We start from the raw sequence: 19,939 nt of genomic DNA on the forward strand, positions 1-19,939 counted from the left end.
TATCTTACCAATCACCCATTAGGAGCGGTTTCATATTAGAGGAGGATATATGAAAAAAAGACTGGTCGATTTCGATACTTCTGACGTGCTCTTAACTAACGAAAATATCAAGTTTGAACAAATCTCAAGTAAAGATATTGCAGTGATTGGTGTATCTTGTCAGATTGGTAGAGCAAGAAACATGAATGAATTTTGGGGTTTTTTAGTTGACGGGAAATGTTTGATTGAAGATCTGCCACGAACACGTAAAAAAGATATAACAGACGCGCTAAAACAATTAGGCATCGCTCCCGCTCCTCAGAAATTCATGAAGTCTACTTATCTTGGCAACATCGACACGTTTGATTATAAGTTTTTTTCTATACCGGCCATTGAGGCTCAATTAATGGATCCGAACCAACGTCTCTTTCTAGAGACTGTCTATGCTGCTATGGAGGATGCAGGTTACGGGGGAAGGGGATTGCATGGCAGCGAAACCGGAGTGTTCGTCGGACTTTCTAGCGAAGGGCCAATTGAATACAAAACATTTGCGCAAATGTCCGCTCCGGAGCTTGTAGGTCTAACAACTTCAGGTAATTTAAAATCGATTATTGCAGGTAGGATTTCCTATATATTTGATTTTAAAGGACCCAGCAGTGTGGTGGATACCGCATGCTCTTCATCTTTATCCGCTCTTCATCTGGCATGTCGTTCCATTCGCGCAGGCGAATGCAATACTGCTATAGCGGGAAGCGTCAAAATTAATATGTTACCGGCCAGTCAGTCGAATAATTACAAAATGGGAATCGAATCATCAGACGGGTATACGCGAACATTCGACGCAAATTCTGATGGAACAAATTCTGGGGAGGGAGTCGCGGCTGTTCTGCTGAAACCACTGCATCAAGCGATATTGGATCATGATCATATTTATGCGGTCGTTAAGGGCGGCGCATGGAATCAAGATGGCAGTTCAGTGGGGCTAACCGCACCGAATCCGAGCGCACAAGAGCGGGTTATTCTAAGCGCATGGCAAGATGCAGGAATCAATCCAGAATCCATTTCATACCTGGAAGCTCATGGAACAGGAACAAAGCTAGGCGATCCGATCGAAATCCAGGGAATACAAAATGCATTCCGCAGACATACCTCAAAAATGCAATTTTGTGCCGTAGGTTCTGTTAAAACAAATATAGGTCATTTGGATCATGCAGCAGGAATTGCAGGCTTTATTAAAGTAGTGCTCGCCTTAAAGCATGAAAAAATTCCTCCGATGCTACATTTTAAACAGCTTAATCCTAATATATCGTTAATTGATTCGCCTGTTTATATTGCGGACAAGCTAATCCAGTGGAAGCGTTCACCAAGTTCGAAAAGAAGATGCGGAGTAAGTTCGTTCGGTCTAAGCGGAACTAATTGTCATGTCATATTAGAAGAAGCTCCTGAACGACCTGAGGCTTCCCCTGACAACTTGAATCATATTTTTACCCTATCCGGCATGGAACAAACTAATCTAATAGAGAATGTTAAACAATATATTAATTTCCTATCAAGTTCTGCTAACCATTATAGAGTCGGGGATGTCTGTTACACCGTTAATACGGGGAGAGACCACTACACACACCGCTTGGTGCTGAAGACATCCAGCATAAAAGAACTGCTTCAGCAACTTGAAAGATTTCTTAATGCCCCATTCTTTACGATGGAGGAGCATCATATTTATTACGGTAGTCACAACACCGACACTGACAAAGCCATCTGGCCAAAACCTGAAAATGTGACCGATTCTGATACCAATCACGCCAAAGATCTGCTGCTAACTTTTAGTAAAGACCCATCCGATATGGGAGGGGCGTTTCGTGCTTTCGCTCAGGCCTATACGCAAGGAGCAGAGATTGATTGGGAATTGTTTTATCCGAAACATTCTTATTATAAAGTCAGTTTGCCAACATATAGCTATTTGAAAAACAGATGCTGGATTAGTATTCCGAAGAGGAATGTACATCCTGTTGGGAGACGAGAGACTTCAACATCCGAGCAAGAAGAGGAACATTGCTATTATCAGCTGAAATGGGTGGCCCAGGGCATTGATGACAAACCTTCGGAACCAATTGACGGGAAGACGGTTTTCTTTCGAACAACAGATCCAGTTTGCAACCAAATCAGTATATTACTGGAAAGACAAAACCAAGATTTTATTGAAGTTTATTATGGATCCCAGTACAAAAAGGTAACTGATTGTGAATACGTGATTTCGAGCAATGATTCTGACCACCATTTACTGCTCGAACAATTAGGAAAGGTTGGGCATGTCATTCATGCCTTTGATCTCGAAGAACGGCTACCGCTTTCTACATCGGAATTGCAGGAACGCCTCGTTAGCAGCGTGTACAGCTTGGTTTCTTTAACGAAAGCATTATTCAAGAAGCAGCGAAGGCAAGAAGTTGTGATTACCGTGCTTACCAAATCTGCAAATTCTGTGACGGGAGATGAGAAACAGATCAACCCGATCGGTGCCGCTATGCTCGGAATGGCAAAGGTTATTCACCAAGAATATCCGTACTTATTCACTCGAAGCTTTGATTTGGACGTAACTAGTGATCCTTCTGCACTTAAACAAATCTTAGCCCCAATTAGAGAAACGGCAGAATGTGCATACCGAAACGGCGATAGGTATATAGAAAGCCTTCAGTCATCGGAGCTTGAAAAAACTGAAGCCGTCTCCTTACGCAACAATGGCGTCTACATCATTACTGGAGGACACGGGGGGATTGGCTTGGAAGTAGCCAAACATTGGGTAAGACAACATAAAGTCTCCATTGCACTAATAAGTCGGACGCAATTGCCAAGCCGCGAACAATGGAGCTCAATTAAGGAGGGAGATGATCATAAACTAAAGCGCATTATTCAGAGCATTGAGGAAATGGAAAGCCTGGGATCTTCCATACATTCTTACAGCGCAGACGTTTCCGACTACGATCAAATGAACGTTCTGATCCAGCAGATCAGAGGCAGCTTTGGAAATATTAATGGTATTATTCATGCAGCAGGTATCGCAGGAGACGGCATGCTGTTCAGGAGAAGCAAGGAGCAATTTGACGCGGTCCTATCTCCTAAAGTAATGGGGTCGTGGAATCTGCACATGTTGACGAAAGACAATGACCTTGACTTTTTCGTGCTATGCTCCTCGATCGCTTCGCTTACCGGGGGAGTAGGTCAAGGGGACTATACGGCAGCCAATCGGTTCCTAGATTCATTCGCCGCTTATAGATTTGGATTAGGGATGACAGCTAGCTCTATTAATTGGCCAGCTTGGAAGGAGGTTGGTATGGCTGTTGATTATGGCGTCAAAGAAATCAACAACGTCATCAGCCATATTACACCTCGTTCGGCGCTGACTGCGCTTGATCAAATCCTAAATTCGAATCGACCTAGAGTAATCCTAGGAGAAATTAACGCTGTACACACGAATCAAATAACCATCAATAGTCAGTTACGGGATAAACAGTCCTTAGTGGCTGTTCAGCTGGTTGGAAGGGAATCCGGCGAATATACAAAACTTGAGAATCTATTGGCACGCATTTGGGGAGAACTTTTCGAACGTAATGTGATCATGGTTAATGACAATTTTTACGAATTGGGAGGACACTCCTTGCTTCTCATCCGGGTTGAAGTTGAGCTGGAAAAGCATGGCGTTGCGGTAGATCGTTTAAATATTGAACGGGACCGGACGCTTGAGCAAATAGCGAGCGCACTGGAGCACTCTAATTCAACGCTTGAAGACTGAGTGCGTAACTAGATGAATGCGGGGGAAAAGTGATGCACAAAATTATTGAACCGATAGAACCTTTTAACGAAATATATTATCAAAGCTGCTTGTATAATTCGTTGTTTCCGATTATACGGCATTTTCAGCTTAGCATCTTGCCGTTACTTATTAATGATTGGATTGTGTATGAGGCGACCCGCACAGGTGAAGGACTGCTATGTGGAATCTCCTACAGGACGAAAACGGGCCTTTCTGAAGGTCTTACAGGGCTTGGCGTCGCAGTAGAGAAGAGAGAACTTGTTGAAACGGTAATTGATAGAATCAAGAGTGCTATAGACATGGAGAGGCCTGTTGTGCTTTGGGTTGATTGCTACGAAATGCCGATTCGCAAAGACACTTTTCAAAAGAAGCACTTGCCTCACACCATCTTAGTTCATGGATATGATGATGTTAGCAGCCAATTTCATATTGTTGAACATTTGCAGACGGAAAACCTGTCCTATGGTAAAAAAACAATCATGATGGAGGATTTAGAGCGAGCGTTTATTGGATTTGATAATGAATTCAATAAAGGTCAAAAGAAGATAGATTCTTACTATGAATTTTACAAGATGAAGCAAGATGTTTCGACGATATACAAGGGCGAAGTTGAAACCTACCAAGAACTAATCAGGATAAACATGGATGCAATTACTGAAGGATTAGACAATCTGCTGGAAGTTACAGAGCAGTTGTACGGGAGGTTGATGCAGCAAGCGCCCATATCTATAGAATTTGCTGTAAAGCAACTGGATAAGCTGAATTCGCTCATATTAGCAAAACAAGCAGAGCATTACAAGCTTAAGCTTTTACAGATGGAGCAGGAGCCCTATTGTGCCATTCTACTAAATATTATCAATGAATGGAGCATAATAAGAGGTATAGTAGCCAAGTATGTTTATTCCAATCATTTTGAAGTTGAACGCTTTTCCGATCTGCCGGATCGAATGAACAATATTTACGAAGCAGAGTTAGAGTTCTACGCAAACTATTGTTCAAAAATATAGGCTTAAACTCGTGACACAAGCTTTAGGATCATATCGAGCATCCGAGTTTGAAAGAATTTGAATGGTTATTAGTGTTGAAGAAAAAGAATCTCCTCTGTCCGAAGCCGTAACCAATCGGGAAGGGATTGTTACAGAAATGTTTCCAAGACATGAACAGAATTATGGGAGGATCCACGCGGACTTATTGGGTAAGCATAGGTTTATACGAATTTCAGCGCCATAAATTTGTAACCATATTGAAGTGAGGAGTAGAGCAATGAACTTTGATAAAGAACAGCTTTTTTGGATAAATCCAATCAATGATTATTCTATTACAGAAAACAGGATTGAATTTGTAACGATGCCGAATACAGATTTTTGGCAACGAACCTATTATGGTTTTAGAAATGATAATTCACCTGCACTGTTAATGAAAACTGCTGAGAAGTATTTTTCATTTATAGTAAGAACAGATTATGATAGTACACATAGATACGAGCAGTGTGGGATAGTCATCTATCAGGACAGTGATAATTGGTTCAAGGCATCGGTAGAATATGAAAATGAGGAATTCCAAAGACTTGGAAGTGTGGTTACAAATCACGGATATTCAGATTGGGCAACAACTGATATCGATGCAAACATTAAAACTATGTATTATAGACTAAGTCGACGCGAAAGTGATTTCTGTATTGAAAGCTCTTTGGACGGGACTATATTTGAACAGATGCGTATTTTTCATTTGTTTGAAGGGAATGAGGAAATAAATTTTGGCTTATATGCTTGTAGCCCAGAGAATTCTTCATTTAAAGGTGTTTTCACCGAAATGGAAATTACAGAGTGCAAGTGGTTGGAGCATAAATAGTCGTTTACGCAGCTGAAAGTGAATATTACTCAAAAGGGCCTTCCTAAAAGGAAGGTCTTTTTTTAATGGAGTGGTTATAAAGTTGTCATCAGTTTCCGATTTCTATAGTTATCCATGTGGTAAAATTAGGATAATTGGATCTTGGGAGGCGAGGAGATTGAGTCTTGTGATGATCATTTTATTACTGTTCTTAAATATTCCAGTATATAAATTTTTATTTCGCGTGTTCTTCGTGAATAAAGATGATTATAGCGAATCGATTAGGCATACTTTTACACCTAACATCATTTCATTATTCCGGGGAGAGTATTGGAAGGATAGAATGAATACGGCAAGGCTTCAGTTTTTTATACTCATTTGCGGTGGGATTGTTGTTTTGGAATACCTTGTTTTGTATAAAATAATTGATATTTTTCGTTAACTAGAACTTCATTTAGAAACTTCTGCTTATGGTGAGCAGGAGTTTTTTTATCTTGCATAAGCACCGCCCTATTATGGAAAACTTATGTAGTGCGAATAAACAGCATGAATCTATTTTGGGAGGTGATAATGATGACAAATCAAGATCCGCAGGAGCTTCTTAAAAGTAAACACAAGCTGGATGAGCAGAAGAGGCAGTTCACAAATTTTGCCCGAAGTGCTTCCGGTCATGGTGAAGCAGAAGCAGGCCAGGAATTCAGTAATGACCGAGTGCCAGATGATCAAAACCGCATGAAATCTGTTGAGAACAGACAAGATTGATCTTAAAAAGCTATCAAATAAGCCGATCCTTTTCTGGATCGGCTTAGAAAAATAATTTTTACGTTGTAAGGTTGTTCAATAGGTATCGGATGCTAGAGTTTTCTTGCTTTAATTACAAAAGTTACAGGAAGCATCTTTGCTTTTTTTGCAAAATCGCTTTTATCGTCCCGCGACTGCATAAGTTCATCATCAGATTGCTCAATCATTTGCTCAATAACAAATCCAGCTTTAGATAGCGCATTCACATAAGTTGATAATTTACGATCCGATAAAGTTAGCGTACTTTCATCAAGAGATACTGAATACCAAGATTCATCGAAATAACATTTTTTAAAAACAAGCATATCATTTTCTGCAACAACACATTTGTGTATAGGGTGAGACCAGCTGAAAATAAATGATCCATCTTTTTTAAGGTAAGAAGCAATCCGGCTAAAAGTACCCTCAAGGTCAGTTGTCCAGCCTATGGCATAAACCGAATATACAAAGTCAAAATAATCCTCTGGCAGGCCACATTCTTCTTCCATAGGTGAGCAGATCAATTTTGCTGAAAGACCGTGCTCCGTCAAAAGTTGCCTAGTCTTTTCGATTTGGTTCTCTGCTATATCCGTACCCCATAGTTCAGATGCATTGCGTTCCCCCAGATATTGCAAAGATTGACCGCTTCCACAGCCTATCTCCAGCAACTTTTTCCCTGAGACATCACCAAAAAGTTGGCATTGTTCTTCCGATACAAATGCTCCATAAAGAGGAAGTGCAGTAGCTCCTAAAACTTCATTTCCTTTTGTATCCCAAAATAAGCTGTTTGTTTCATGAATAGAGTTCGTATCCATATCGACCGAGATGGCAACGCCAACCTCACCAGCGCCTATAACATTTGTTCTATAACCAGAATTTTTGTCCATGCAGACACCCGCCCCAAATATAGATTTTATAAGCCTAAACATATCTCCCGACTTGCGCGTAATCCCAATAATATATATCGAACACGAACAAGCTGAGGGATTAACCATAGAATAATCTACCATTTTTCCATGAACATATCCATCCAAAATTTCCAATTGTGAAATAAAGCATGAATTTCTGTTTATCACTCGCAGGGGGAGCCAGAATAAGTATGAATGTTACGATATTTTAATTTACGAGAAGGATCAGTTTTTCATGCTGCTCTAGGCATGCAACTGGACTCGCACACACCTTTCCTAGATAAATAGGCAGTCAAGCTATAATTTAATTCTAGCTATTGTATAGTCCAATCCCGACTACAGTTCTTACATACATTAAAGAGAGACTGGTAGTTTATATTAAATCTTTAATTAAGGGAGGATTCACTAGAATGGCCATTCTATCATCAGGACCTATTGATAATAGCGCTGTGAGCGGTTTCAGACCTACTGAACAGGTGACGGTCAAGATTGATAACCGGGATGCGTTAAATCAGTCCGCAATTCTGATCCAAGGGTACAATTTAACCCTCACAAGGACCTTGTATGTAAGCGAGCTTGTTACTATTTCTCCAGACGAGGTGATTACAAGAAATTACTTTGCCAATCTGGATGCCTATGAGTTTGTCTTTACAACGGAAGGTCTTGCAGAATTACAGACGGAAATTTCCATGTGGGGCAAAAATACAGACGGGGAGTTGGTTACCGCCCACCGGCTTGTATCATCTGAGCTGCTGGGAACTGAAAATGGGGGAGCCACAGGCTCCGTTAACCGCATCTATGTTTCCAATTTCAATAGCAATGATGTTTCTGTGATCAACGGGGCAACAGGTGCGGTGATAGTAGTCATCCCTGTAGGTGTGAATCCTGCGGGAGTAGCCATAAACCCGTTAACTAATCGTATTTATGTTGCTAATTTGAACAGCGACAACGTATCCGTTATCGACGGAGCGACCAATACGGTGCTGGCTACCATTCCTGCCGGGGATGGAGCAGGTGCTGTCGCGGTCAATACTGCTACCAATGCTATCTATGTTGCTAACTTTAATGATAATAGTGTTACTGTCATTGACGGATTAACCAACACAGTGGTGACTACCATTATTCCCGCCGGCGGTTCTCCTTTTCCAACGGGGATCGGCGTGAATTCCTTAACCAATACTATTTATGTAGCTGAATTCAACTCGGATATTGTTACCGTCATTGACGGGTCTACGAATATGGTTATTACGCAGATTCCCGTTCAGGTTAATCCATTTCGGGTGGGCGTTGATCCCTTAACGAACCGGATTTATGTCTCGAACTTTACCAGTAACACCGTTTCAGTCATTGATGGAGCCAGCAATACTGTGATAACTAACTTGCCTGTAGGAACGACTCCGGCTGAATTGGGAGTGAACATATCAACCAATGCCATCTATGTGCCAGACCGGGATGACGACAATGTGTCGGTGATTGGCGGTTTAACGAATACGGTGATTACTACCATTCCGGTCGGGAATAACCCTAATGGTGCAGGAGTTAATCCATTGACCAATCGCATCTATATCACCAATCAGGATGATAACACGGTATCGGTCATTGATGGGGTTACCCAGACTGTGATTAGTGTTATTCCTGTAGGTGCACGTCCGTTCTCAGTCGGTGTCAATCCGTAGGAAGCAAGGACAAAGAATTTAGTACACTCTAAATTCTGTTCTTCATCTTACCGCAGGGGGTGAATCATACGATGAAAATAACATCGGCAGAAGAAATTATGATCCTATTGTCGAGTATGGACAAAGAGCATTCTGCAGCACGTATCTACGTTCCGGGCATAGGTGAATTCACGATTGTACTACAAAAGAAAGAGGGTAGCAGCAGGACAGCAGCAGAAGAACGCATAATACCGGCAGCAGGGTTAACAAGGAACCCTTATCTTTAGTGATAATCAGTAACTCAACCTTCTTCCGGTAAGGAAGAGGCTGGGGGTTTGTATCTTGAAGTTTTGTATATGAGAGAAGTTGAAACAGTCTTGGACTGAATACGAAAGTCCAAGACTGTTTCTACTTTTTTCCGCCTAATGTTTCGAGATAGATTTCCTGCCTGCAGCAGGTTGTACAACTCGATGACCTTTAATAGGAGAGGTACTCCGGCCAACATTTTTCCTTTTACCAGGAACTGCCGTGTTGACATTTAAAAACTTAGATTGACTTTGAATACTAGTGGATACAATATTAACCGTGTAATTTCTGTAGTTACCAATACTGATTTTTCTCAATCCAAGCCTTCTACAAAGCGGAGCAGCACAGTAACCTGCGCCACCACAAAGTTTGAAAGCATTTTGCGGTAGAGTAAGATAGTTAACACCTGACCATACAAGACGCCTATCTGCAGATTCGGCATAGTAATATATCTCACGATTGTTGACTGCCCCATTCAATACCTCTACCGTTTGACCTGGATTAATTGTGTACCAACCTACCGCTTCATACCAGCTGGGCCAAGGTATTAAGGGGATAGAGCCCTTATTACAGCTTGCAGAGGAGTAATATGCGAAGGCAACATATATGGTTACACTGGTACTATTACGAAAACTAAGTCCCATTGCATTCAGCTCCTTTCTTTTTGATAGAATAAAGTATGCAGTTTAATAGAAGAAAGGAATGGACATTAAGAAAACAATTTCGAATCGATTGGGTTGCTCATGTGAAGAGCCAGGGTAGATAAATTAAGAAGAGACCTCTCGCGTGCCGTCCTTTATCTATGTCATCCTATTTTATCGATCGAACTTATTAATTCGTCAGAGGACGTAGATCTGTTCTGTTTGGTCCGAGTCAAAAAGCATATGTGGATGTATATATTAGAAACATAACACCTGCAGGGTTGTAATGAGTATTTGCTCTGACTAATAGTTAAATTAATCCCAGCATTTGTCATACAGACGCTCCCCTATGTGTCGATGAAATATCATAGTGAAGAAATGCGTGAACTGGTATACACACTAGGCAAAACTTTACTTAGATTTCTGGTCGAACTCCGCAGACCTGTTCCAAGGCTGACTTATTTCCAATGACATGTACAACATTAAGAGTATCAAGTAAAATGGCTGATATAAGAATTCTGAATGTATTGGTTTGATCAGGGGGGGAGTTTTACAATGAAGAAAAAGGTACTAACTGAACGTCAGTTAAAATCGCAACAAGTCAAAGAAAATATACATAATGCAGCCATCAGGATGCTGAAAGAATATGAATACGACTATTTAACGGTTCGTAATGTATGCAAAGAAGCCAACGTATCTACAGGTACGTTTTATCATCATTTTAAAAACAAAGATGATCTTTTGACCTATTATTTAGCATACGGGTACGAAAAGTACATGGATGAAAACGAGATTCTGTTTGATGATGATGTGAAAAAGAACATCGCTCAAATTTATCATATTTACATTTCTTATTGTATGGAGATGGGTATTGAATTTTTATCAAATTACTATTCCACTAAAAATAAAAGCTTAAATACACGTGATAAACATTCCCCAGATGAAATCCACAAGGTTCCATTTTTTGAAAAGTCGATCATTGCCATAAAACATGGGCAAGAACAGGAATTTATATCGCCAGATGTAGATATACATGAAGCTGCTAATGATATTTGCACTTTAGTTAAAGGACTCATCTTCGAGTGGTGCCTGACAGATGGGAGCTATGACCTACAAAAGAATGTTCAAAAAATCTTAAGGATTTATTTGAATAGTATAGTTACAGAGGCGTATAGAGCTTTGTACGAATAAATTTTTGGAAATAGTTATTTGACAACTATGGATTTTTGCTTTAAATTTAGAACACGTTCTAGAAATGGTTATTTGTTCTCTAAGCAACGCCAACCGGGGGTCTTTATGGAGACCTTAGGATGAAAAACTATTTACTGAGCGTTTGAGTACTTTACACGGTGATCGTCTTCCCCTAGTGGCAGTAGGTTTTATTCATAGTCCAGAAGAATGCTAGACATCCTAAACAGTGGGATTACTCTTGTTGCCATGGGTCGGGAATTTATTGTGGAACCGCATTGGGTGAAGAAGGTGATGGATGGGAATGAAGGAGATATTGCTTGGGAGAAACTATTTTTTATCGAAGGTTGGGTACCTGTGGCGAAAAAAATGAATAGGGTGGTGTAAGGTCGGAACTATGGATTAAAATCTCAAAGTAAAGCAAAACATTCTAATTTAGAAAACTAGTAAACATAAATAACAGGATAATCATATTAACCTTTTATATGCATGCGCATGCAAATATATGGGTGTTTTCAAAATAAATACGCCAACTAATTGTTCAATACGAGGATAATAAATATTCCCTTATAAAAGGAGCCCTTTGAGAAACATGATTTCAATAAACATATTGGACTATTCGCCAGTGGACGAAAATTACGATGCACAAGAAGCATTGATTCAGACAACGGAGTTGGCAAAAAGAGCGGATCAACTTGGATATAAGAGATTTTGGGTATCAGAGCATCACCAAATGCAGTCCTTAGCAGGAAGTACTCCTGAACTGCTCATGATGCATCTTGCGGCTTCAACAAATCACATAAGAATCGGTTCTGGAGGAGTGATGCTTCCTCATTATAGCTCGTATAAAGTGGCTGAAAACTTCCGGATGCTAGAGGCTCTGTACCCTAATCGTATTGACTTAGGTATAGGAAGAGCTCCCGGAGCAAATAGATTAGTCACTCACGCACTTAATGAAGAGAAAACTAGACCACTTTCCTATGAGCAACAAGTTATGGATCTAAAAAGTTTCTTAACGAATGATTTTCCAGAAGAACATCGTTTCAAAGATTTGTTCACTACGCCTGATATTTCTACAACTCCAGAAATGTGGGTCTTGGGTGGGGGAGGAGGAAGTGCCAAAATAGCTGCTGATAATGGCGCTGCATATACGTTTGCTCATTTTATTAATCCTTATGGAGAAGGGATAAGAGCAATAAATCACTATCGAGAAAACTTTAAACCATCCAAATTGTTTAAAGAACCTCATGTAATGATTGCTGTATTTGCTGTAATCGCAGAAACAAATGAAGAGGCAGAAGAGCTCGCAAAAGCATTTGATTTATGGCTTTTGAAAGCTGAGTCTGCACAAACTCCAAATTCTTACCCTTCAATTGAAACTGCAAAGATCTATTCATACAGTTCATTTGAGAAAGAAACTATTCATCGTAATCGCAATCGCGTTGTAGTTGGTGATGTAAATCATGTTAAGGAACAAATTGAGAATCTTGCAAAAAAATATGGAGTGAACGAAGTAACTATTCTGCCAAATATCTCAGGAGCTAATAATAGAGTTAAATCTATTGAACTGCTGGCGCGAGCTTTTAATTTGAAAGAATTATAATTTTTATTAAGGATTAGAAAAACGGAGCACAACTATCAAATTTATCATTGAAGGGGAAGTCGAAAATGTTGAATTTAAATGAATCATTAAACGATAATCTAAGCTTAGAACAAAGAATAGCTCGGTTAGAAGATATTGAAGCAATCAAACAGTTAAAGTATCAGTACGCACGTTATTGTGATAACCATTATGACCCGGATGGAATCGCCTCATTATTCATACCAGATGGACATTGGTTAGTTACTGGTATTGGTGGCGAGGCAACAGGCCATGATGAGATAAAGAAGCATTTCGTTGCAGCTTCTAAGGATATTGTATGGGTCGTACATTATATAACGTCACCAGAAATCGTAATAGCTTCTGATGGGAATAGTGCTACTGGAAAGTTTTATTTGAACTGTCTTGCTACCATTATTAATAAAAATGACAGATCCCAAGAAGACGCAGTAGTAATGACCGGGAACTATGTTGATCATTTCGTTAAGGTAAATGGAAAGTGGTACTTCAAAAAATTAAGCGGTGCTATAACTCAAGCGTCTGAATGGACAGATGGTTGGGTTCGTAAGCCTTGGATTGAATGAAGTATTCCTGCGTTATAAACCATTAGAGGGTAAAAGCTAAAATATAACAACCCACAGCCAAGATCATATTTATTATAAATCTTGGCTGTGGGTTGTTATTTATTTGTAATGAATATTATGATAATGGTTCATATCGCTAGTCATTGGATGCTCATGTGTGAAATGGAAGGGTTTGGAAAGTGCCACAGAAATTGTCAGAGTCTAACCGTATAAACACAGTTTCTTCCTCCCGCTAATATGTACTCCCCCCGTTCAATATGAACATTATTACCTAGAACAGTTTTAAATAGATGTAACTCATTTTTGCATAACCCGGTACATACAGCAGCAGCTTCACAGATCGGGCAATGTTTCTCAATGAATAAAAGACTGCCATCATCCTGCTCCTTAACCTCGGCCATATACCCTTCATTTGTTCGAATCTCGGCCAGTTTCTCCAGCTTCTCTCTAACGTCTGCTGTATCACCAAGATGCTGAAGATATTGTTCTTGCATATTCTTATTTCGAACAGCCAGCAGCTTGTCCAGCCCCTCATTTCCGAAAGCTTCTTTCATGGAATGGATCAGACTGACGGATAAATCCGAATATCCGCTTGGAAAAAACCGATCGGCCGCGGGGGTTAAGATCCATAGCTTGGTGGGCCGCCCCATGGGACGGGACTCTTCTATATTAGTAACCAGCCCTTCTTCTTTCAGCGCATTCAAATGTTGACGAATAGCCATTCCAGATAGCGAAAACTGGGAGGAGAGTGCCATAACATCCATTCCCCCTTGTTGCTTTAACAAATCAATGATCGCTCTTCGGGTCTTGGTTGAGACATCCTTTTTGGTTTGATTTCGGCTCACGTTGCACCTCCTACTGAAACAACTAAATCTACATCACAGACTACATTTTAAACAAAAATGTTGACAAAGTCAAAGCTGGACTGTAGCTTAGACATTATAAACAAAAATGTTTACTAAGTTTCCGGATACGATGTATACATACCAATTTTCTTGGAGGTCACATTTCATGTCGTCTAATCATCAAAGTATTTTCAGCCCACGTTATTTTGCACTATCCATAGGTATTATTCTGTCAGTGATGGCCGTTGGATTCGAAGGCCTGTCCGTAACCACCATTGCCCCTTCAATTGCTAGAGATTTGAACGGCCTTAGCCTGTTTGGCTGGATATTCAGTACGTATCTGCTTGCGCAGATTATCGGGACTCTGGTCGTCGGTCGAATCATAGATAGAAGAGGACCTGCAGTACCGTTCACTATCGCACTTCTTTTGTTTATCGTTGGGTTGATTGCTGCCGCAACATCAGGCGATATGTATACCATGATAGGATCACGGGCCATGCAGGGTTTGGGTGCCGGAGCTATGATGACTTGTGTGTACACAGCAATATCCTTAAGCTACCCGGATGAATTACGCGCCAAAATACTCGGAGCATTTGGTACGGCCTATGTTCTTCCGTCCATGCTCGGTCCTTACGTTGCAGGTCTTATTGCAGATCAGTGGTCCTGGCGGTTTGTTTTCTGGGGAATATTACCGATCCTGATGATTTCAGCACTGCTTAGTTTACCTGCGTTCACGAAATTAAAAACACCGAAGACGCAAGGGGATATCGGAGCTTCATCAACCTGGAATGCGTTACTGTTAACGATGGGTACAGGGATTTTCTTAGTTGGTCTAAGCATGCTTCCGAGCATTATGGGATTTGTTTTAGTCATTATCGGCTTAGTACTTATGATATTTCCGCTCCGCAAACTGCTACCGAAGGGAACTCTTACGCTTAGAAGAGGCATGCCAGCTATTCTGGCAACACGTGGGCTGTTCTTCGCTGCCTATACCAGCACACAGAATTTCTTGGTATTGGCTCTAATCGATGTGAAAGGAATAACGCCTTCTCAGGCCGGATTGATTGTAGCGAGTGCTGCGTTGAGTTGGTGCGTCATAGCGTATCTGCAAGGACGGTGGGATTCGGCAGATCAGGGCCGTGGACGGCATACGCGAATTATTCTGGGTGTATTGCTGCTTGCCATAGGGATTACTATCGTATTTTGGATACCCGTTGTGACCGTTACCGTAGCAGTTATTGGACAGATCATCGCTGGAATCGGTATTGGATTGGCGCATCCGATTAGCGGTGTTGTGGCGTTTTCTCAGACAGGAGAAGGAGGTGTCGGCAACACCTCGGCTAATCTACAATTTGCGGATTCTTTTACACCCGGTGTAGTTATCGGGATCGGCGGTTCCATCCTTGTGGTTTGTCAGGCTGGCGGAATGTCACTCCAATCCGGATTAATTGTAGCAATGGGTTTCCATCTCTTGTTGATTGTAATGAGTTTATTTGCGAGCACTCGGATCTCACCAGTAGCTGAACAGATAGGAACGGGTATCCAATCTTTAGGTTTGAAAAACAAATAAAAGAAGGAGGAGTTCACAATGATCATCGAGGTCAGTGACAAAGCATCAGAAAAAATCGCCGAAATCTTATTAAGTGCGAATATCCGAAATCCATTTCTAAGAGTGGGTGTTGATGAAGGGGGATGCAGTGGACTATCCTATACCCTAGTCGTGGATGAGCAGCAAGCAGAAGAGGATATTATATTAAATAAAAAAGATTTTAGTATATTGGTTCACCCGAATAGTATTCCATATATCGACGGTCTTGAAATTGACTATGAAGAGAGTGGAATGGTAGGCGGATTCACTATGAATAACCCTAATGCAAAAGCTTCATGTGGATGCGGAGCCAGTTTCAGAATGGCTAATTATCGTGGCGAAATAAAAAAATGTGATTAAACAGCAGGAAGGAGAGAAGAGGAATGATATCATTTGCAGTATCCGAAAAAGCATTGGATTCATTTAAGAATGAATGGGGTTTGGAAGAGGGGCAATATGTAAGAATTTATGCAAAATATGCCGGTGGAGGCTCTGATGCTTTCACTGTTGGAATTAATGCAAGTGCTACACCGATCGATCCCGCATGGGTTCAATCCATTGGCGGATTTCATTTCTTTGTTGAAAAAACTGATGTTTGGATTTTACAGGATGAACTTCTTCAAATTGATTGTAATGAAAACGGCATATTTTCAACCAAAATCTCCTGAGCATCTTCTTGGGTTGCAATTTACAGTAGAATATCTACTACACTTCTAGCAATTTCGCATACTATTGTCTATACTGTTTTAAATAAATATCAGAATTGGATCTGATTTTTATAAGAAGCATGGTGCTAGGAAGCAGGTGCAGAGCATTGATAAATTTGGACAAATTAGCAAAGGCATTTACTAAAGGTGTCTATGAAATAGAAGATAGAAGCCGCTTAGTCATCCAGCCCAAAAGCTTATTAAGTGAATTCACCACCGTTAAGCATGGATTTCTATTTATCATTCGCGGGGGAGCCAGAATTCGTGTGAATGGAACGGTATATGAATTACGGCCAGGATCAGTTTTTCATGCTGCTCCGGGCATGCAGTTGGATTCGCAGGTTATAGGACAATCTGAGCTCGAGTATTACTCCCTTTTTTATAAATTGGATATGCCGGAAGAAATGAATAGTACTCACGAATTTGACTCTCATTTCAAGCTGGAGCCGGGAGCGAATCTAAAAATTATTGAATTACTAATTATGCTCCATCAGAATGCCCATCTATCCGGAGAAATTGGGAAGCTGCGTATCAAGGAGTTGTTCTTAAGCCTGATGCACCAGGTTCTGATTGCGTGCAGTTACAGAGAGAACGATCGTTCTCCGAATCAAAGAATGGTAGACGAAGCCCTTGCATATATTAAACTTCATCATATGAATTCACTTACACTCGGTGAGTTAGCGGAACAGCATGCAATGAGTGCCAACCGCTTCTCTTACCTCTTTCATAAATATACGGGACTGCGTCCAATCGACTATGTCGTTAATTATCGTTTGGAACGGGCCTGTGAATTACTCAAAGCAGGTAATTTTCCTATCCGCGAGATTGCTGACCGTGTCGGTTATGACAATCCACTATATTTCAGCCGATTATTCAAAAAGAAATTCGGTGTTTCTCCCTCTGCCTATAAATAATGTACATAATGAGCTTCTTGTACTTGAACTACGTCTGCAGCTATTGGTGATAAGCCAGAAGTGCAGACTTTTTTTATTTAGATTAAATAATGATGCATGCTGGATTTGAGATTTGTACATTTGAATTTATTTAAATTTTTGATAAACTCACCTTTGTAACTGAGAATCATTATCAGTAAATTGATTTATAAATGAAAGGCTGGTAGATATGACAGAAAAAAGACCCAAACAATTATGTATTGGCCTGTCCTTAAATGCAACCTGGATGAAAGGAGGCGGCTGGCGGCACCCGGATAGCGGAGTAGAAAAGATGGATTCTATTGATTACTATATTGATTTGGCAAAAATGGCTGAGAATTCAAAGCTCGATTTTCTTTTCAGAGCTGATTATCTGTATGTTAGCCCGCAGATGTTAGGAGATTCCTCAAATTTCGGCAGCCCAGACCCTGCATTGTTTTTTGCAGCGATAGCTCGTGAAACCGAGCGGATCGGACTGGTAACGACGATTTCCACTACTTTTAATCCGCCGTATGTTGTTGCAAGGCAGCTGCAGTCCTTACACTGGCTGAGCAATGGACGCGCCGGCTGGAATATTGTCACTTCTATTGAAGGCGCCGATAATTTCAGCGCCTCACCCATGCCGTCACCGGAAGAGAGATATGCCATGGCTATGGAGTTCACGGATGTTGTATGCAAGCTTTGGGAGAGTTTTCCGAATGAAGCGATTGTTATCGACCGTCAGTCAGGTATGTTTTCGGATAAGGATAAAGTGACTGCCATTAATCATTCCGGGGAATTTTTCAGTGTAAAAGGGCCGCTTACTTTGCCTGCTCACAAGTCAGGAACGCCGCCGCTATTCCAAGCTGGGGCTTCGGATATTGGACGGAATTTCGCCTCATCTGTAGCTGATGCTATTTTTGCCGCAATGCCGGATATCGAATCGGGAGTGGAACTAAGGAATGATCTGAGAAGAAGAGCGGCTGAGCAGGGCCGTGATCCGGATGCTATCAAAGTTTTGCCGGGCTTATATTTTTTCCTGGCCGATACGCGCGAAGAAGCACTTGAATTACATAAGGCTGCACATGCGAATTTAAGCCTTGAACGCAGACATGCTTCGCTTAAATCGGTGCTGGGTCTTGATTTAAGCGGTTATCCCTTAGATAAGCGAGTAACTGCCGATATGTTACCCGATTCCAGTCAGGCCGTCCGCAGCCGGACTCATGCTGAGTTGTTACGGCGTTATATTATTAAAAATCAGCCTACAGTGAAAGAAATCTTGGACAGGCCGGAGGTTGTCGGATCTGCACATTGGGTATCTGTCGGGACAGTCGAGGATGTGCTGAACGATATTATTGAACGGTTTGAAGCGGGGGCTATAGATGGCTTCATCGCCCTGCCAGGCGGTTCGGAACAATCTATGGAGCTGTTTTTTGAGAAGTTGGTACCGCAGCTGGTTGAAAGAGACTTATTCCGGAGCGAATATACGGGTAGCACTTTCCGTGAGCATTTAGGGATTTAAAAAAGAGAAATGAGGCGATTGAACGATGCATGAAGAGGAATTGTTTGATGTTACGATTATTGGCGGCGGTCCGGCTGGATTATTTGCTGCATTTTATAGCGGACTCCGTGAAATGGAAACCAAAATTATAGAATTCCAACCTGTGCTTGGCGGCAAGGTGCATGTCTATCCGGAAAAGATGATCTGGGACGTGGGAGGCTTACAGCCTATTCTTGGCTCGCAGCTTATTGAACAAATGGTTGGTCAAGGGATGACTTTCCAACCGGAGGTTGCCTTTAATGAAAAGGTCACATCCATCTCGCAAGATGAAGCAGGTTACTTTATTTTACACACAGCCGCAAACCGGAAGCATTTCACTAAAACTGTCATATTGGCCATTGGAGGAGGCATTTTGAAGCCGGTCAAGCTCGAAATCAAGGGTGCCGAAAGATTCGAAATCACAAATTTGCATTATACGGTGAAGTCACTTGCCCGCTTTAAAGAGAAGACTGTCCTAATATCGGGAGGCGGCCATTCTGCTGTAGACTGGGCGAATGAACTGGCTCCGATTGCCAAAAAGGTGTTTCTGACGTACCGGAAAGAGAACTTAAAGGGGCATGAAGCCGATATTTCACGCTTGGCAAACAATGGCGTAGAGTGCTTGTTAAATACTTCAATCGAAAAGTTGATTGCCACACCGGATCACGAAAGAATAGGGACTGTACTGCTAAAAAGTAATGACAACGGAGAGGGATTTGAGCTGTCTGTCGATGAGGTCATCATTAATCACGGTTATGAGCGCGACAAAGAACTGCTGGTGAACAGTGAAATTAAAATGGATCTGTGGGAACACCGGATTTCAGGATCAGTAATGAGCGGGACATCCGTGCCGGGTATTTATGCGGCAGGGGATGTTCTACATCATGAGGGGAAACTGCACCTGATCGCGGGGGCATTCCAGGATGCTGCCAATGCGGTAAACCAATCCAAACAATACATCACACCGGAGGCAAATTCGTCCGGGATGGTGTCTTCACATAATGACCTGTTCACGCAGAAAAACCGTGATTTAATGAAGCATTTATACAGACAGTAATGATAACAACTC

Annotated in this window: 19 protein-coding genes; 16 read left to right on the forward strand and 3 right to left on the reverse strand. The window is 41.3% G+C overall.

The features are described 5' to 3' along the window. The first annotated feature begins 49 nt into the window (after positions 1 to 49). From NST94_RS15135 to NST94_RS15150, 4 genes are all read left to right on the forward strand, one after another. Positions 50 to 3,766 (forward strand): SDR family NAD(P)-dependent oxidoreductase, encoded by a 3,717-nt coding sequence (locus tag NST94_RS15135; RefSeq protein WP_248548623.1) that lies wholly within the window; start codon positions 50 to 52, stop codon positions 3,764 to 3,766. A gap of 32 nt (positions 3,767 to 3,798) precedes the next feature. Then, entirely contained in the window at positions 3,799 to 4,794 is a 996-nt protein-coding gene (locus NST94_RS15140; protein WP_339281040.1) for a BtrH N-terminal domain-containing protein, read from the forward strand. Positions 4,795 to 5,050: 256 nt separating this feature from the next. After that, entirely contained in the window at positions 5,051 to 5,638 is a 588-nt protein-coding gene (locus NST94_RS15145; protein WP_076184931.1) for a DUF1349 domain-containing protein, read from the forward strand. Between the two features lie 549 nt (positions 5,639 to 6,187). Beyond that, positions 6,188 to 6,379 carry a hypothetical protein gene (locus NST94_RS15150; RefSeq protein WP_076130505.1) on the forward strand — a complete coding sequence of 64 codons (192 nt, stop codon included), beginning with the start codon at positions 6,188 to 6,190 and terminating at the stop codon, positions 6,377 to 6,379. A 92-nt stretch (positions 6,380 to 6,471) separates the two neighbouring features. Here NST94_RS15150 and NST94_RS15155 read toward each other — a convergent pair whose 3' ends face one another. Beyond that, the gene (locus NST94_RS15155) at positions 6,472 to 7,284 is read right to left on the reverse strand and encodes a class I SAM-dependent methyltransferase (RefSeq protein ID WP_339281041.1); all 813 of its coding nucleotides are present in this window, start codon (positions 7,282 to 7,284) and stop codon (positions 6,472 to 6,474) included. 431 nt (positions 7,285 to 7,715) lie between these two features. On the opposite strand from NST94_RS15155, the gene NST94_RS15160 reads away from it, so the two are divergent. Together NST94_RS15160 and NST94_RS15165 are read left to right on the forward strand one after the other, a co-directional pair. Further along, positions 7,716 to 8,981: a YncE family protein gene (locus NST94_RS15160; protein WP_076302944.1), complete on the forward strand. Its 1,266-nt coding sequence runs from the start codon at positions 7,716 to 7,718 to the stop codon at positions 8,979 to 8,981. Between the two features lie 71 nt (positions 8,982 to 9,052). Further along, positions 9,053 to 9,247 (forward strand): hypothetical protein, encoded by a 195-nt coding sequence (locus NST94_RS15165; RefSeq protein WP_076184928.1) that lies wholly within the window; start codon positions 9,053 to 9,055, stop codon positions 9,245 to 9,247. Positions 9,248 to 9,579: 332 nt separating this feature from the next. Here NST94_RS15165 and NST94_RS15170 read toward each other — a convergent pair whose 3' ends face one another. After that, positions 9,580 to 9,741, reverse strand: a complete 162-nt coding sequence (locus NST94_RS15170) for a hypothetical protein (protein WP_239498742.1) — start codon at positions 9,739 to 9,741, stop codon at positions 9,580 to 9,582. 721 nt (positions 9,742 to 10,462) lie between these two features. On the opposite strand from NST94_RS15170, the gene NST94_RS15175 reads away from it, so the two are divergent. From NST94_RS15175 to NST94_RS15190, 4 genes are all read left to right on the forward strand, one after another. After that, on the forward strand, positions 10,463 to 11,098 hold the full coding sequence (locus NST94_RS15175; protein ID WP_339281042.1) for a TetR/AcrR family transcriptional regulator: 636 nt from the start codon (positions 10,463 to 10,465) through the stop codon (positions 11,096 to 11,098). A gap of 246 nt (positions 11,099 to 11,344) precedes the next feature. Further along, a complete protein-coding gene (locus NST94_RS15180) occupies positions 11,345 to 11,482 on the forward strand; it encodes a hypothetical protein (RefSeq protein ID WP_280775745.1) in 138 nt (45 codons plus the stop codon). A 205-nt stretch (positions 11,483 to 11,687) separates the two neighbouring features. Next, positions 11,688 to 12,698, forward strand: coding sequence for an LLM class flavin-dependent oxidoreductase (locus tag NST94_RS15185; RefSeq protein ID WP_076190296.1), 1,011 nt, complete (start codon positions 11,688 to 11,690; stop codon positions 12,696 to 12,698). Positions 12,699 to 12,763: 65 nt separating this feature from the next. After that, positions 12,764 to 13,279 carry a nuclear transport factor 2 family protein gene (locus tag NST94_RS15190; RefSeq protein WP_076184923.1) on the forward strand — a complete coding sequence of 172 codons (516 nt, stop codon included), beginning with the start codon at positions 12,764 to 12,766 and terminating at the stop codon, positions 13,277 to 13,279. A 194-nt stretch (positions 13,280 to 13,473) separates the two neighbouring features. Here the strand turns inward: NST94_RS15190 and NST94_RS15195 are convergent, their stop codons facing one another. Then, positions 13,474 to 14,124, reverse strand: coding sequence for a metalloregulator ArsR/SmtB family transcription factor (locus tag NST94_RS15195; RefSeq protein ID WP_076302946.1), 651 nt, complete (start codon positions 14,122 to 14,124; stop codon positions 13,474 to 13,476). 166 nt (positions 14,125 to 14,290) lie between these two features. On the opposite strand from NST94_RS15195, the gene NST94_RS15200 reads away from it, so the two are divergent. From NST94_RS15200 to NST94_RS15225, 6 genes are all read left to right on the forward strand, one after another. Beyond that, a complete protein-coding gene (locus NST94_RS15200) occupies positions 14,291 to 15,694 on the forward strand; it encodes an MFS transporter (RefSeq protein WP_339281043.1) in 1,404 nt (467 codons plus the stop codon). Between the two features lie 21 nt (positions 15,695 to 15,715). Further along, positions 15,716 to 16,072 (forward strand): iron-sulfur cluster assembly accessory protein, encoded by a 357-nt coding sequence (locus tag NST94_RS15205; RefSeq protein ID WP_339282150.1) that lies wholly within the window; start codon positions 15,716 to 15,718, stop codon positions 16,070 to 16,072. 23 nt (positions 16,073 to 16,095) lie between these two features. Next, complete coding sequence (locus NST94_RS15210; RefSeq protein ID WP_076099150.1) at positions 16,096 to 16,380, forward strand: hypothetical protein; 285 nt, start codon at positions 16,096 to 16,098, stop codon at positions 16,378 to 16,380. A 155-nt stretch (positions 16,381 to 16,535) separates the two neighbouring features. After that, positions 16,536 to 17,333 (forward strand): AraC family transcriptional regulator, encoded by a 798-nt coding sequence (locus tag NST94_RS15215; RefSeq protein ID WP_256721083.1) that lies wholly within the window; start codon positions 16,536 to 16,538, stop codon positions 17,331 to 17,333. Between the two features lie 208 nt (positions 17,334 to 17,541). Continuing rightward, positions 17,542 to 18,852 carry an NtaA/DmoA family FMN-dependent monooxygenase gene (locus NST94_RS15220; RefSeq protein ID WP_280753600.1) on the forward strand — a complete coding sequence of 437 codons (1,311 nt, stop codon included), beginning with the start codon at positions 17,542 to 17,544 and terminating at the stop codon, positions 18,850 to 18,852. Between the two features lie 25 nt (positions 18,853 to 18,877). Further along, positions 18,878 to 19,927 carry an NAD(P)/FAD-dependent oxidoreductase gene (locus NST94_RS15225; protein WP_076302949.1) on the forward strand — a complete coding sequence of 350 codons (1,050 nt, stop codon included), beginning with the start codon at positions 18,878 to 18,880 and terminating at the stop codon, positions 19,925 to 19,927. Positions 19,928 to 19,939: the final 12 nt, after the last annotated feature.

The sequence above is a fragment of the Paenibacillus sp. FSL H8-0282 genome, assembly GCF_037963825.1.
In the GTDB taxonomy this organism is placed as follows: domain Bacteria; phylum Bacillota; class Bacilli; order Paenibacillales; family Paenibacillaceae; genus Paenibacillus_AQ; species Paenibacillus_AQ odorifer.